Raw genomic sequence first — 15,304 nt, 5'->3', positions numbered from 1 at the left:
GGGAAGAGCGAAGAGCTTGACATCGTTTAGCTACGAGCAAACGCTTTTGCAGTACCCAGTACCCAGTACCCAGTACCCAGTACCCAGTACCCAGTACCCAGTACCCAGTACCCATGGAGGGGGAATGGAATACCGAAAACTTCATATTTGGAAGGAAAGCTTTCAGATAGCAGTGATCGTTCATCGATTATTTGTTTCATGTAAGGATTTTGGCTTCAAAGATCAAATAAGTCGGTCTTCTGTATCTGTTCCTTCGAATATCGCAGAAGGCGAAGAACGAGAAACACGTAAGGAATCTGTCCGTTTCTTATATTACGCTAAAGGCTCATGTGGTGAGTTAGTTACACAGTTACTGTTGGCGAAGGAGTTTGGCTATATCGGTCAGGGTGAAGCCGATGAATTAGTAGTAAGAGCTAACCTTGTTAGCCGCAAAATAGCGAGTCTAATCAAATTTTGAAGTGGACAGGTAAAAGAATCTAGAGGAATTTATGATGTCTCTGAGTTTGGCATCTCTGAGAAATATCAAGATTAGAAATAGCAGGTTGTTCTTGATAATATCGCTGCATTAGCAACTAATACTACAGGACCCAGGACCCAGGACCCAGGACCCAGGACCCAGGACCCAGGACCCAGGACCCAGGACCCAGGACCCAGGACCCGCTTTTTTAAAATGCCCCATAAAAACACCGACATCATCAACATCTTCAACCAAACGTTTTTAGACTCCTTCAACACCGAACTGATCCTTGGTGGTGATGAGCCGATTTACCTGCCTGCAGATGAAGAGTACCCGTATCATAGGGTCATATTCGCCCGAGGTTACTTTGCCTCGGCACTGCATGAAATTGCCCACTGGTGTATTGCTGGCCCGCAGCGCAGGCTACTGGAAGATTACGGTTACTGGTACGAGCCCGATGGTCGAACGGCGGAAGTCCAGGCTGAATTCGAAAAGGTAGAAATCAAGCCGCAGGCGGTAGAGTGGATCCTTGCCGTTAGCTGTGGTTTTCGCTTCCAAGTGAGCTGTGATAACCTAAGCGGCAATTGTGAGCCAGACCGAGTAGGGTTTACGAATAAAGTACGCGAGCAAGTATTGGTTTACCTCGAAAACGGTATGCCAACGCGCGCCAAAACCTTATCGGAAGCATTACGCAGTCACTACGGGGTAGAACCGCTAGTGGCGGGGATGTTTGAATAAAAGCGGGGACTGAGCCCTAGGAATAACTGACCCTTGGAAGAGCAGGCCCTAGGAAAAGCGGGTCCTAGGAAAAGCGGGTCCTAGGAAGAGCAGGCCCTAGGAGAAGCGGGAAGAGCGAAAGAATAAGAGCGAGGAGCTTGACATCGTTCAGCTACGAGCAAACGCTTTTGCAGGACCCAGGACCCAGGACCCAGGACCCAGGACCCAGGACCCAGGACCCAGGACCCAGGACCCAGGACCCAGGACTTAATACTAACTTGATTCTGTTATATATGGCGTAGTAATTTGGGCTTTGCTCTTCCTAGGCCCTAGGACCCAGAATCCCGAACCCCAAAAGATATTATGATCCACCAATACGAAGATAAACTACTAACCCTGATCGACCAGATGGTTGAGACGGCATCAGACGACGAGCTCTTTGCAGGCGGTTACTTACGCGGCCATATTTCACTTTCTGCTGCCAATTGTGAGCTGGAAGGGGCGACAAGTATCGAAGCCATGAATGCCAAGGTTGAAGCGAGCATGGCGGAAGCGCAATCGGAGCTTAACCCAGCCGATCAGCTTATTGTCAAAGAGATGTGGCAACAGCTTAAAATGCAAGCGATTTAATAAGCGCTCATATTAATAAAAAAATCGGCATACATTGGTATGCCGATTTTTTATTATTCTTGATAGCTGATAGCTGATAGCTGATAGCTGATAGCTGATAGCTGATAGCTGATAGCTGATAGCTGATAGCTGATAGCTGACTTTAACTATTTGCACTCATATACTTGCGTTTGTAATCAGAAGATTTAGCAAAAACAATGATAGGTAATATTACAAACACAAAACCAGCGGCATATTGCAAGTTTTCATTGGCCAGTAGTTGGTAGCAGCTAATAATAAAAACAGACAATACAATCAACAAGTTAGCTATATGTATGGCTGGGTATTTCACTGAAAAGTGAGCATATGCCCTAAACATGCTCTTTCCTTCTATTAATATCTTCTGTCGTCAAAAAAGTGTCATTTATTATCAGGTTGTCAATTTACTGACAATCTTATTATTTATATATGATAGCTCAGTTCGCAAAATGATGTCGGAAACTGAAAATATTCTTAGTGCAATGTCACATTTTTGAGACAGAATATTTGAAATTGAAAAATATTAATGTGAACCGAGTTGATTAAGCCTTTATTTTCTTAAGTGCTTTTTAAGTTTTTTCTTTGTTTGCTCTATTAGGGCTGCATTGATTATTGGTTCTGCATGTAAAACAAAATGGATGTATTTATTTGTTGGGAAGAACCTAGAACCTAGAGAAGGTTCTAGGTTCTAGGTTCTAGGACCCAGGCCCCAGGATCTCTAACCTGCTCTTCCTAGGTCCCAGAACCAGCTCTTCCCAAGATTGCTCTTCCTCGTTCCTACTCAACCGCTCTGCGGCTGTACCACGGATATCTCGCATCCGTTACCCCAAACAGCTGGTATTTGCGATTCAGCATTTGGCCGCCATCGCGTGTAAGAGGTAACCAGGATATCGTCGCTCGGTTGGTGCTTGGTTTGACTGTCATTACGTCAAACGGAATCGAGATGTAGAAGCCTTTGGTGTAACTACCTTCACCGTATTCATCGGAGGACAGATCTGTGAAGGTGGCAAAGGCACCGGCAGTAATGCCACTATCAAACTGCTTCGAGAAATCAACGGTAACACCGATATCTTCAGTCAAGTATTGACCAGCGCTAACCTTGAACAAGGTGTTTGGTAGCCAATCCCACTGTGGTTGGTAGTAACCGGTAACATGGCCTGTCATCGCTCCGGTTTGTACTCGATATGGGCGATTAGTGATTGGATCAAACTGATCTTCTTCAGTAAAGAAACCAAACGCTGAGTCCGGATCGCGCTGGACAACATAGTTGACATCCATGCCGATAGCCCAGTTTGCACCTAGTGGGCGATACAATACCTCACCACCAACACCGCCGAACATCATTTCTAGGTAGCCACCGTAGGCTTGGCTGTACCAGTTATCACCTAATTTATCCATCCAAGTAAGCTGAAGGTTGTCGAGGCGCACAGGATTATCACTGATGTATTGGCGAACCAGGGTGCGAACACGTTTCAAGTCCGTGCCATCTGGCGGTACGTCGTACAAGAACTTGTCATAATTGTCATAAATATTGAAGTAGACCGAACCGCCTAGTTCAATATTATCGGTAAACCAGTAATTCGCTCCGGCATTGATACCAATATTGAACATGTAGAAATTTTCAGAACCGCCAATAGACTGCTGTAATGTCGGTGATAGGCTGACATCCCACCGTTTACTTGGTTCGGCAACTAGCCTTCCTTCAGGTTCATTTGGTGTAGAAACCGAACTGCTGTCTGTAACATTTGCGCCGATGTATTCAATATTGGCGACTTGGCTGAATTTATCGGCATCAATTCGGGTTTCGGTGATTGCCTGACGGTTGTTGGTTTCAATTAAACGATACTCAGTCACATCTGGGCCACGGTTGGCCAATACGGTTGCTGCACGCTCGTGTGCTTCATTACGATCACGGTATTTGTTTTGATCGGCACTTACCGTAACGCTGGTGTCAGTGTAATGAATAGTTGGGTTTTTATAACCCGCAATAGTATGCAGTTCATCAGCCAGCACTTGCCATTCCGCATTGCTCAGCTCGTTAGTATCAGGCTGACTATGACTACGTGGGGTATAATTTGGTACAGGCTCATCTTGCCAGCCGGATTTCAAGTCGTTGAAGTTGGTATATAGATTAAAGCCAAATGTCCAGGTATTGCCGCGTTCATAACTTAGCCGTAGATCCCCCCAGTTACCAAGCCTGTATAGCGCGCCATAGTTAAATTTGCTGTCCTGTGGCATTTCAATACCACCATGCGTAACCGGAAAATCACTCTTATAGTCGTTAGTATCATATTCAAGCTTGAAGCGTAATGGCTCCCAAGGGCTTTGATATTCCAAACCGCCATAGATAGACATAGGCCCACTGAAGAAATTATCAAAGTTAGCCGTACCCCATTGGCCACGGATTTCTCGTTCACAAAAGCGGTCGGCTAAGTCACATAATGGGTTAGTGACATTGCCGCTGTTGCCCATGTAACCCCATGCAACACCGAGGGTGACATCCACCGGGCCAATTTGTTTATTGGCAGCGATAAACTCGCCATCAAAGAGCCCTGTACCACCAAAATCGCGAATACCAACAGCAACCTCGGGCATCCAGTAGCTTTCTTCCCATAAGCGAATTTTAAAGTCGATCCCTTTATCTGTGTATTTGGTATCACCACTAAAATCAGGGTTGCTACTGTAGAGTAAGTCTTGGACTATGGTGTAGCGAATCGTTGCCTCAAACCAAGGGAAGAGTTGCAGCGAAGCATTGTAGTGATGATATTCATTGTTATAGGTTGCTCCTGCGTTAAACTCGCCAGTGGGGTTCATGCGCGCAGTAGGCATTTGCATTAAGCCAACACCGCCAAAGTCAGACTGTGAAGGCCTTAATACTGGGTAGCTAAAGTCATCGGCATTGGCTGAGTAAACAGGCAGTATCGCTAAAGCGATGGCAGAGAGTCTAAAGAAGCCACAAGGTGTTTGCAAAGTTGTATTGGTATCCTTGTTTGACATGATCACAGCACCTTGTTCCTTAGCAGTTTAATCATTTCTTGGTTCAATGACAGGTAATCACCGGGTAAATCGTTATAGCCAATATAAATGGTTGCGCCCGGCGCAATATCCATATGATTTTTATTCCAATAGGCAATAGGGTGTTGCTCAACGGTGCCATCAGGCTGTATCACCGCAGCATAATCTTTCTGGTGATTGTCGATTAATGCGGTTTTATCCAAGTAGTTCCTTGCCGATAGGCGTGGTTGCCAACGCAGCAAAGTTGGTTTCTGGGTCGCACCAATGACCAAGATATCACTAGGACGATTGGGTAAATAGAGGTGGTATTCGCCATTAAGCAAAGGATTTAATTTTCTATTCAATCTAATGGCATCAAAATCAAGCGGGATTAATTCCCTTTGGTGCAAGATGTTGTTAGCTATCCAGCGTTCGTTAGCCCTAAGGCTTGCTTTCAAGGCAAAACTGGTCGGTTCTTTATCAACAAGTTGGTCGATTGCTTTCAGGACGGTCGATTTATTCTGTGGAGCTGCTCCTGTCGTCAAACTGCTGCCAGGCCAGTAAATCTGATCAGTATAAAAGTGGCTGCCCTGTATGCTGAGATTATTTTGCATTTGCGTTGTAATGCTATCGCTTATTACTTGGCTTAGGCGAGCTGGTTCAGAATAATTCAGAGACCAGGCCTGTGTTTTCTCTGGGTTGTAAATGCTCACGCTTAACTTTGCTTCTGGAGCTATGGTTGTGGTTTGAGCTACCGCCATAGAGGGGGCAAGTAGAACGCTGATAAGTGAAAAGAGAAGGAAAAGTCTTGCTTGTTGCATAATATTTCGTCTAATACGCAGAGTATTGATCAATATTTGATAAATAGGGTAAGAGGTTAAATTACTCACAGTCGCATTCCCTAGGCAAATGGTTTAAGCAAGGTCAGCTCGATATAAGGCAGGTTAGGAGCCAATTTTTGTTTGCTCTTGATGACCATGCCGTTGTTGGGCTCAATCCACCAGTGGTTGTTGTATTCGATATTCAGTGTTGGGATAGAGACATGTTCGACAAAATGCTTGGTTAGCTTATTGGTGCCGTTGATATCTAAAGTCTCTTCGCTAACGAAGACAAATTGACTTTTGACTGGATAGCCGAAATGGTAGCCAGGTTGCCAATCAATGGTTCGTTGCCACTGGGTTGGGGTAGAGGCTAAGTGCAGTCCAAGTGCTAGCGGGTCGGGTTGATAGCTATCACTGCTAACTAAGTTACCTGCTGGCAAGTTAAGGGTTTTTACGATACGCCCACTTTCTGTTATCAACATCCCTTTATCTGCTGACACCCATTTTAGCTGAGTACTCATGTGTTCTGCAGTGATTGTGCTTGATAAGTCACTGTGGTGAGTTAAACCCAGAGTGGAACGATTTTCTGCAAAGGCCAATACCATGAAAGCCTGAGGGCCATCATCTACTCGAGCGTACAGGCTGGCATAAGGTAGTTGACTAATCTCTTCGGCGTTTAGTGCTACATCCTGGTCGCCAAAAAAAGCGAGGTTAACCGTATCGTTAACGTCCTTAAACTTTTGGCTGCAGCCAGCGAGAGATAAAACCAGAAGTAATGCAGTTGAACAGTGTCGAAACATGGAGATAGCATCCAAATTGCTTAATACTAGATAAGTAGAGTGTTTCAGAATAAAGTGTCAGAATAAGGTGGTAGCTGTCTAGTTGCCGATGTGTAAACTTTTGGTCAATTAACAAAATTAACCGCACCAGAGGGCGCGGTTAAACATAATCAACTCAAACAAAATAAATTATCGAGTTGCTGTTGCTGTTGTTGTTGTACTGGTGCTACCACCTGAATCGGCCACTGCAACGCCAGCGACTGCAACTGCTGCACCGACTGCAACAGTTGTTGCTGTAATACCACCGGCCGCTGCCGCTGAAGCACCCGCAGTACCCGCTGCAGCACCTGTTGTTGACGCTGTAGTACCTGCAGTCGCTGCTGTTGAAGATGTACCGCCGGATGCTGCGGCAGTAGAACCTGTTTCAGTTGCCGCGAAAGCTGTACCACTTAGTGATAGCGCAGCAATCATTGCTAAAGCTGTTTTTTTCATCCCATTCCCTTACTTGTTGTTCAAAAGTAACAGTTAAGTATATAAAAAAATATCAATCAAGCGGTTACCGCCTTCTATGCAATGATATTGTGATTAACACAAATCCGCAATGCATCTAGCCAATTGTCATATAAGAGTTTTCTTTTTTCTTAAGTTTGAACGTGTCAAAAAGAGAACTTACTCCCAAAAATGATTAAGAAATGACTGATAAGAGTATCTTGATGGGGATTTAGGTGTGCTACTAATGGTTATAGGGATTTATAACGTTTTTGAAAGCTTCTGAATGCTGATAAAAAGATTAAAAATCAATGCTATATAAGAATGATTTAAGAATTTCTGAAAGTAAGCTACCAAATTCATATTCCTATCAACATAAAAAAAGTGTAAAATCATCAACCAGATTTTAAGGTAGATGAATGCTTTATTTCTAGGTTGAAATGGACTGAATCTGTTTGCTCTTGTGTTGACTAGATTTGACATTTCAATGCCATAAATTTGCGATAGTGTACCCCGTACTCAAAATTTGACGGTCATTAGGAACCACAACCTAAGGGCGGTAGCATGTCTAAACCACTTTGCTAACTAAGCCGACCGTTGTATAAATACGCAAGTATCTTTTGCTTCAAACCTGAACTTCCGTTCATCTTTAGCTGATAGCTGATAGCTGATAGCTGATAGCTGATAGCTGATAGCTGATAGCTGATAGCTGATAGCTGATAGCTGAGCCCCCAACGGTAGTTTCACCTTTTGTTTTAATCTTTATTATCTTAGCTGATAGCTGATAGCTGATAGCTGATAGCTGATAGCTGATAGCTGATTCTTTGTTTTTCACCTTCTCTCAACATTTTCGAAAACAAATATGCATTTCACAAAGAAGCTCCTTATTCCGGCCATGGCAACCGCTATGCTGGCGGGCTGTACTGTGCCCGGTTCAAACTTAACCATAGATGATAAAAATGTCGTTGCTTCTCAGCAAGAAAGAGACAGTGATATTTCCGAACAGGTCAATGTCTACCCGTTGACAGCCAGCGCGGTGAGGCAGTTCAAAGCGCCTGCGGTGTATTCAAAAGCAAATCCAGCCCTGGACGCTGAAATTGCCCGTTACCAATACCGGATTGGCCCTGGTGATATCTTAAATATTACCATTTGGGATCACCCAGAACTGACCATACCTGCTGGCTCTTATCGTAGCTCGGCAGAAGCAGGTAACTGGGTACATGCTGATGGTTCGATTTTTTATCCCTATATTGGGTCGGTACAGGTAGAAGGGAAAACCGTTACCCAAGTGCGTGATGAAATTGCTGTGCGCTTGGCAAAGTATATTGAAAGCCCACAAGTAGATGTCAATGTTGCCTCTTTCCGCTCGCAAAAAACCTATATTACCGGTGAGATCAACAAGCCTGGTCAGCAGCCAATCACCAATGTACCGCTTACAATGCTCGATGCGATTAATCGGGCTGGTGGCTTAGCAGAGAATGCGGACTGGCGTAATGTCACATTGACCCGCAATGGTGTTGAAGAAAGTGTTTCGCTTTATGCGTTAATGCAACGTGGTGATTTAACTCAAAACCGTTTACTACGCCCAGGTGATATTGTTCATGTACCACGAAACGATGCCCAGAAAGTCTTCGTGATGGGCGAAGTCAATAACCCACAGCTGCTTAAAATTGATCGCAGCGGGATGAGCCTCACCGAAGCGCTGAGCCATGTTGGCGGCATTAATGAGCTAGAAGCTGATGCCACAGGCGTGTTTGTTATTCGTGGTAATGAGCTATCAACCACCGATGAAAGCCAGCCATTGGCTAATATTTATCAGCTGAATATCAAAGATGCTTCAGCACTGGTGATTGGCACCGAATTTGCGCTTCAGCCTTATGACATTGTTTATGTCACCGCTGCGCCAATTAGCCGTTGGAATCGTGTAGTCCGTCAATTGTTGCCGACTATTACCGGCTTCAATGATCTAACTGAAGGTGCGCTACGCGTACGTAATTGGCCGTAGGCTATAGTTCCTAGTTCCTAGTTCCTAGGAAATAGAAAGTAGGGAAGAAGCTAGTAACTATTTTGATGAATTGCTTCAGCTAACTGAAGCATAAACGATTAACGAAAGGATCTAGGATCTAGGATCTAGGATCTACTCTATACCTAGAAGTAATTCTATGACCACAACCCAAATTATTAACAATTCTCAAAACGATTCCGATGAAATCGATTTGGTTAAGCTGTTCGGCGTGTTGTTAGATCACCGCTGGATTATCATTTTAACAACCTTCGTATTTGCTTCTATTGGTGTTGTTTATGCATTACTAGCAACACCAATTTACAAAGCGGACGCGTTAGTGCAGGTAGAAGAGAAAAGTCCAGGTGTTCCTGGCCTTTCTGATATATCAGAAATGTTTGCTTCTGAATCGTCTGCTGATACCGAGATTCAAATTATCAAATCTCGAATGGTCATTGGTAGTACCGTTGATAAATTGAACCTTACTGTCAATGTAAAACCTAAATATTTACCCGTTATTGGTAAGGGCTTGGCAAGGTTAAAAGGGGAAGACAAACCATTAGCGGTTATTTCAAAACTGGATCTGCCTCATGAATTGATGGGTGAGAAGCTGGTTTTAACCGTAAATGCTGATGAGAGCTATAGCTTGTCATTTGATGGTGAGAAATTGCTAGATGGCCGTAAAGCTGAATTGGCACAATTCGGTGAAATTTCTATTTTAATCTCAGATCTTCAAGCTGAACCAGAAACAGAGTTTACTGTCGTTAAGCGTGCCCGATTAGTGACTATTAGCGAACTGCAAGAGGCAGTTACGGTCTCTGAGTTGGGTAAGAAAACGGGGATTCTGAAACTCACTTTGGAAGGCGAAGAACCGGCGGAAATTCAGGCAATCTTGAATAGCATTACTGAAGATTACCTGATGCAAAATATCGACCGTACTTCGGCAGAAGCGGAGAAAAGTCTGCAGTTTTTGCGTGGTCACCTCCCAGATATTAAGCAGCAACTGGATGAATCAGAAGCCAAGCTAAATGCTTATAAGCTTGAAAACGATTCGGTGGATTTAGCCTTAGAAGCGAAATCAGTGCTGGATACCATGGTAACGGTAGAAGCACAACTTAACGAGTTGACCTTTAAGGAATCAGATATTGCACAGCGTTTTACCAAGAGTCACCCGGCTTATGTCTCGTTACTTGAAAAGCGTCGTACATTAGAAGCTGAGAAAGCACGTATTGATCGTACGGTCTCAAAAATGCCAAAAACTCAGCAGGAAGTCATTCGCCTCAGCCGAGATGTCGAAGTCAATCAGGCCATTTACCTGCAGTTGGTCAACAAGGTACAAGAACTTAATGTCATGAAGGCCAGTGCGGTCGGCAATGTACGTATTCTTGATAATGCCGAGACTTTGGAAGAAGCGGTAAAACCGAAAAAAGCCATTATCGTTATTATAGCGACTATGTTGGGCGGTGTGTTGTCAGTGGCATTTGCTTTGGTGAAACAAGCTTTCCATCGAGGTGTTGAAAACCCTGATGAAATTGAAGCTATCGGCTTACCGGTTTATGCCAGCGTGCCGATGTCGGATTGGCAGATTGAGCTGGAGAAAAAACAAAAGGGCAAAAAGCAGTTATCGGTGCAAGATACTCTGTTAGCGGTGTCAAACCCTGCAGACTTGTCTATCGAAGCGCTGCGTAGTCTGCGAACCAGCTTGCATTTTGCCATGATGGAAGCCAAGAACAATATCCTGATGATTTCTGGCCCAAGTCCGGGTATCGGTAAATCATTTGTCTCTGCCAACATGGCGGCAGTCGTTGCAAAATCAGGCCAAAAGGTGTTGGTGATTGATGCGGATATGCGCAAAGGCCGTATGGAAAAACAGATGGCGGTCAACCCAAAACCAGGTCTGTCTGATTTCTTAAGCGGCCAAACCAGTATTGAAAACTTACTCAAAAAGCCGGGTGTTGATGGCATGGACTTTATTGGCCGGGGTGAAGTACCGCCTAATCCATCCGAACTGCTAATGCATCCTCGCTTTAAGCAGTTGATGGACTGGGCATCAGAAAATTACGATATCGTCATTGTCGATACCCCACCAATTCTAGCGGTGACTGACCCTGCTATTGTCGGTGCCCATGCAGGTACCACACTGCTAGTTGGCCGTTTTGGACAAAATGCCGTGAAGGAAATCGAAGTGACCAAGCAGCGCTTTGAGCAAAACGGCATTGAAGTAAAAGGCTTTATTCTTAATGCTGTAGTGCGCAAAGCAAGTAGTTATTACGGTGGTAACTATGGTTACTACAACTACAGCTACAGCAGCGAAAAATAATCTTTAAGTTGCAACTAATCAGCCTTCAGCTGTCAGAATTCCCTGATAGCTGATAGCTGATAGCTGATAGCTGATAGCTGATAGCTGATAGCTGATAGCTGATAGCTTTACTTCTAATATTTCTTCAAATCAAAATCTATTAAGCTCGTAGCTCGTAGCTCGTAGCTCGTAGCTCGTAGCTCGTAGCTCGTAGCTCGTAGCTCGTAGCTCGTAGCCTTCTTTTTTATCTAAGTCAGAAAATAATTATGGAAATTTCTCAAGCAAGAATGACCCACCTCAAACAACTTGAGGCAGAATCCATTCACATTATTCGTGAAGTGGCCGCTGAATTTGATAATCCAGTGATGCTTTACTCAGTAGGTAAAGACTCCGCGGTAATGTTGCACCTTACCATGAAAGCTTTCTTTCCTGCCAAACCACCATTTCCATTGATGCATGTGGATACCACATGGAAGTTCCGTGAGATGATTGAATTTCGTGATCGCATGGCAAAGAAATATGGCATGGAGTTATTGGTTCATACCAATGAAGAAGGCCGTGCAGCTAATATTAACCCGTTCGACCACGGTAGTGCCAAATATACTGACGTGATGAAGACCCAGGCACTAAAGCAAGCACTGAATAAATACCAGTTCGATGCTGCTTTCGGTGGCGCACGCCGTGATGAAGAAAAATCCCGTGCCAAAGAACGTGTGTACTCGTTCCGTGATAAAAATCACCGTTGGGACCCGAAAAGCCAGCGTCCAGAGCTATGGAACATCTTCAATGGTAAAGTAAACAAAGGCGAGAGCATCCGTGTATTCCCGCTTTCGAACTGGACTGAGCTGGATATTTGGCAGTACATCTACCTAGAAAACATTGAAATTGTACCGCTATACCTTGCTGATGAACGCCCAGTAGTCGAGCGCGACGGCACACTGATCATGGTAGACGACGAGCGTATGCCACTTCGTGAAGGTGAACAGCCAGAAATGAAGAAAGTCCGCTTCCGCACCCTTGGCTGCTACCCACTTACTGGCGCCGTAGAATCTGAAGCAACAACCCTTCCAGAAGTCATTCAAGAAATGCTTCTGACCAAAACCTCCGAACGCCAAGGCCGTGTCATCGACCACGACTCCGCCGGCTCCATGGAGAAGAAAAAGATGGAAGGTTATTTCTAAATTTCCAGAGGAAATTTAGAGCGGCTTGAAAGCTAAAAGGCTAGAAAGCGGGAAAGTAAATGGATTTTGAAAAGTTGGATGTATGGAGAAAGTCTTCTAGATTATCAGCTGACTTATATCTTTACTTTAAGAGCTGCAAAGACTACGGATTTAAAGATCAAATAACTCGTTCAGGCTTGTCTGTTCCTAGCAATATCGCAGAGGGAATGACAAGAGAAACAGAACGAGAAAAATACCGGTATCTATCTATAGCAAAAGGCTCTTGTGCTGAATTAAGAACCCAAATCTATATTGGTATAGAAGTACAATATATAGAAAAAGAAGTTGGTAAAAATTGGCTTAATCAGACAAGGCTTATCGCAGCCATGCTTGAAGGTTTAATGAAAAAATTAAAACCTAGATAGCATTCAAGCATTCAAGCATTCAAGCATTCAAGCATTCAAGCATATACACAGAATTTAAGATTTTATTTGGAATTAAAATATGTCCAACCAATCCTCCCTAATCGCTTCTGACATCGAAGCGTACCTAAAACAACACGAAAACAAAGATCTTCTGCGCTTCCTAACCTGTGGTAACGTAGATGACGGTAAATCAACATTGATTGGCCGTTTGCTGCACGATTCAAAAATGATTTTTGAAGATCATATGGCGGCAATTAAAAACGATTCCAAGAAGTTTAATACTACAGATGGTGAGTTTGACCTTGCGCTGCTAGTAGACGGTCTTCAGTCAGAGCGTGAGCAAGGCATTACCATTGATGTAGCTTACCGTTACTTCTCAACGGATAAGCGCAAGTTTATTATCGCAGACTGCCCAGGACACGAGCAGTATACCCGTAACATGGCAACCGGTGCATCAAACTGTGACTTGGCTATTGTAATGATTGATGCCCGCAAAGGGGTTCAAACCCAGACTAAACGTCATTCATACATTGCTTCACTTCTAGGTATTAAGCATATAATTGTCGCGGTAAACAAAATGGACTTGGTCGATTACAACCAAGACACTTACCGTCAAATTAAAGCTGATTACAAAGCATTTGCTGAGCAACTTGATATCCCTGATGTGCGTTTTGTGCCTATTTCTGCACTACGAGGTGATAACGTAGTAGAGCGCTCGGCACAGATGGATTGGTACCCTGGTGCAACATTGATGCAACTCCTTGAAACCGTCAAAGTCAATGAAGATAAAAACCTGGATGTTTTCCGTCTGCCAGTACAGTACGTTAACCGTCCAAATCTCGATTTCCGTGGCTTCTGCGGCACAATTGCCGGTGGTGTGATTAATGTCGGCGACAATGTTGTTGCTTACCCTTCAGGTAAATCATCATCAGTTGCCCGTATCGTCACCGCTGATTGTGACTTAGATAGCGCATTTGCAGGCCAGGCCATTACCCTAACCCTGGAAGATGAAATTGATATCTCACGTGGTGATGTGATTGTTAAAGCCACAGAAGATGCCACTAAGCTGCCAACAACTACCAACAGCTTTGAAGCCACCATTGTCTGGATGAACGAAGCTGAGCTTCAGCCTGGCAAAGAATATGAAATCAAAGTGGGTTCAAAGAACACCTTTGGTCATATTGAGAAAATCCAGTACCGTATTGATGTCAACACGCTAGAACAACATGATTCGACAGAAATGCAACTCAATGAAATTGCTAGCTGTGTAATAGAAACAGCAAGTCCAGTAGTCATTGACAAATACCAAGACATTCACGGCACCGGTTCATTGATTATCATTGACCGTCTAACGAATGTAACGGTTGGTGCTGGTATGATCACAAATACCTCTCTAACTGCTGAAAGTTCAAAGCTAAAAGTAAAGCTGTATACTGAAGCGGAGATTGCACTAAATAAATTAATATGCCAAAAATTTCCGGAATGGAATTGTAAGAAGATATATTAAGTAAGAGAGCTTTTGAAATGGCAAATGAATTAGACTTTATGATTGTTGGTAGTGCTAAAAGTGGCACAACATCACTTTATTATTATTTACAACAAGTTGAAGGCATTTTTATGCCGGAAAATAAAGAGCCACATTACTATCTAGGCGAATTTAAACATGGTTATGATAATGGGGTGGGTGATAAAGAAATTATTAAGTCAATGTATGTCACCAGTAAAAAAAACTACAATTCTCTTTTTGTAAAGGCTAAGAAAAGTGAAAAGATTGGTGAGGCTTCTGCTACATATCTATATGATCGAGAATCAGCAAAATTAATAAAAGAAGACAATCCTAATTGCAAAATAATTATAATGCTACGAAATCCAGCTCTAAGAGCTTTTTCCGCATATTCACATATGAGAAGAGATTATCGTGAAAATGTGAATGATTTTTATGACGCAATAAATGAAGAAGAATTAAGGGTAGAAAATAAATGGATGCCTATATGGCATTATAAAAGAATGGGGTTTTACTATGAACAAGTAAAGTTATATATGGAAACATTTGGACGTGAAAATGTTCATGTCATTATCTTTGAAGATTTTATCAAAGATATTGATGCTAGTGTATCAGAAGTTTTGTATTTTCTTGGTGTTGATGCTAATTTTTCAATAAAAAAAGATAAAACAAATGAGTCAAATATGCCAAAAAGCAAATTTATACATTTGTTTATAAAAAGGCCTAATATAATAAAGTCGGTTATTAAGCCGTTTATACCACAAAGTTTAAGAAAAAAAATTATCAAATATTTTAATGGTGTAAATAAGGGAGGCAAGCTTAAAATATGTAAAAGTGATGAAGTAAAATTGAAAAGTATATATAAAAAAGATATTGAAAATTTAGAAATACTTCTTGAAAAGAAAATCCAGCAATGGCACTAAATAATGAGTAAGCTAAGAGTTGATTTTTTTAGTTTGATTATAATCATATATTTATTATTTTCATCAAGGATATATTTTAAGTTCTT

Annotated in this window: 14 protein-coding genes; 9 read left to right on the top strand and 5 right to left on the bottom strand. The window is 42.9% G+C overall.

Annotated elements, in window-relative coordinates; all coding sequences use genetic code 11:
* Nucleotides 1-124: 124 nt before the first annotated feature.
* The 3 genes from PTW35_RS13310 to PTW35_RS13300 all read left to right on the top strand — a co-directional run bounded on the left by PTW35_RS13310 (nucleotide 125) and on the right by PTW35_RS13300 (nucleotide 1,804).
* Nucleotides 125-457, top strand: a complete 333-nt coding sequence (locus tag PTW35_RS13310; RefSeq protein ID WP_281025402.1) for a four helix bundle protein — start codon at nucleotides 125-127, stop codon at nucleotides 455-457.
* A gap of 213 nt (nucleotides 458-670) precedes the next feature.
* Nucleotides 671-1,195 (top strand): elongation factor P hydroxylase, encoded by a 525-nt coding sequence (locus tag PTW35_RS13305; protein WP_281025401.1) that lies wholly within the window; start codon nucleotides 671-673, stop codon nucleotides 1,193-1,195.
* A gap of 342 nt (nucleotides 1,196-1,537) precedes the next feature.
* Nucleotides 1,538-1,804, top strand: a complete 267-nt coding sequence (locus PTW35_RS13300) for a YfcL family protein (RefSeq protein ID WP_281025400.1) — start codon at nucleotides 1,538-1,540, stop codon at nucleotides 1,802-1,804.
* Between the two features lie 795 nt (nucleotides 1,805-2,599).
* Here PTW35_RS13300 and PTW35_RS13295 read toward each other — a convergent pair.
* The 5 genes from PTW35_RS13295 to PTW35_RS13275 all read right to left on the bottom strand — a co-directional run bounded on the left by PTW35_RS13295 (nucleotide 2,600) and on the right by PTW35_RS13275 (nucleotide 7,740).
* On the bottom strand, nucleotides 2,600-4,819 hold the full coding sequence (locus tag PTW35_RS13295; RefSeq protein ID WP_281025399.1) for a YjbH domain-containing protein: 2,220 nt from the start codon (nucleotides 4,817-4,819) through the stop codon (nucleotides 2,600-2,602).
* A gap of 2 nt (nucleotides 4,820-4,821) precedes the next feature.
* Complete coding sequence (locus tag PTW35_RS13290; protein WP_281025398.1) at nucleotides 4,822-5,706, bottom strand: capsule biosynthesis GfcC family protein; 885 nt, start codon at nucleotides 5,704-5,706, stop codon at nucleotides 4,822-4,824.
* 11 nt (nucleotides 5,707-5,717) lie between these two features.
* Nucleotides 5,718-6,437 carry a YjbF family lipoprotein gene (locus tag PTW35_RS13285; protein WP_281025397.1) on the bottom strand — a complete coding sequence of 240 codons (720 nt, stop codon included), beginning with the start codon at nucleotides 6,435-6,437 and terminating at the stop codon, nucleotides 5,718-5,720.
* Nucleotides 6,438-6,605: 168 nt separating this feature from the next.
* Nucleotides 6,606-6,908: a hypothetical protein gene (locus tag PTW35_RS13280; RefSeq protein ID WP_281025396.1), complete on the bottom strand. Its 303-nt coding sequence runs from the start codon at nucleotides 6,906-6,908 to the stop codon at nucleotides 6,606-6,608.
* Between the two features lie 646 nt (nucleotides 6,909-7,554).
* On the bottom strand, nucleotides 7,555-7,740 hold the full coding sequence (locus PTW35_RS13275) for a hypothetical protein (RefSeq protein ID WP_281025395.1): 186 nt from the start codon (nucleotides 7,738-7,740) through the stop codon (nucleotides 7,555-7,557).
* 27 nt (nucleotides 7,741-7,767) lie between these two features.
* Between PTW35_RS13275 and PTW35_RS13270 the strand changes: the two genes are divergently transcribed.
* The 6 genes from PTW35_RS13270 (at nucleotide 7,768) to PTW35_RS13245 (ending at nucleotide 15,218) form a co-directional block, all read left to right on the top strand.
* A complete protein-coding gene (locus tag PTW35_RS13270; protein ID WP_281025394.1) occupies nucleotides 7,768-8,910 on the top strand; it encodes a polysaccharide export protein in 1,143 nt (380 codons plus the stop codon).
* A 157-nt stretch (nucleotides 8,911-9,067) separates the two neighbouring features.
* Nucleotides 9,068-11,227 carry a polysaccharide biosynthesis tyrosine autokinase gene (locus tag PTW35_RS13265; protein WP_281025393.1) on the top strand — a complete coding sequence of 720 codons (2,160 nt, stop codon included), beginning with the start codon at nucleotides 9,068-9,070 and terminating at the stop codon, nucleotides 11,225-11,227.
* Nucleotides 11,228-11,472: 245 nt separating this feature from the next.
* On the top strand, nucleotides 11,473-12,387 hold the full coding sequence (cysD, locus tag PTW35_RS13260; protein WP_348637723.1) for a sulfate adenylyltransferase subunit CysD: 915 nt from the start codon (nucleotides 11,473-11,475) through the stop codon (nucleotides 12,385-12,387).
* Nucleotides 12,388-12,446: 59 nt separating this feature from the next.
* Nucleotides 12,447-12,791 (top strand): four helix bundle protein, encoded by a 345-nt coding sequence (locus PTW35_RS13255; RefSeq protein WP_281025392.1) that lies wholly within the window; start codon nucleotides 12,447-12,449, stop codon nucleotides 12,789-12,791.
* A 79-nt stretch (nucleotides 12,792-12,870) separates the two neighbouring features.
* Complete coding sequence (gene cysN, locus PTW35_RS13250) at nucleotides 12,871-14,298, top strand: sulfate adenylyltransferase subunit CysN (RefSeq protein WP_281025391.1); 1,428 nt, start codon at nucleotides 12,871-12,873, stop codon at nucleotides 14,296-14,298.
* A 17-nt stretch (nucleotides 14,299-14,315) separates the two neighbouring features.
* The gene (locus tag PTW35_RS13245; protein ID WP_281025390.1) at nucleotides 14,316-15,218 is read left to right on the top strand and encodes a sulfotransferase; all 903 of its coding nucleotides are present in this window, start codon (nucleotides 14,316-14,318) and stop codon (nucleotides 15,216-15,218) included.
* The last annotated feature ends 86 nt before the right edge of the window (nucleotides 15,219-15,304 follow it).

The sequence above is a fragment of the Photobacterium sp. DA100 genome, from assembly GCF_029223585.1.
Lineage (GTDB): Bacteria > Pseudomonadota > Gammaproteobacteria > Enterobacterales > Vibrionaceae > Photobacterium.
Note: the sequence above shows the minus strand (reverse complement) of the source record. Positions and strands in the feature narration are given on the sequence as shown.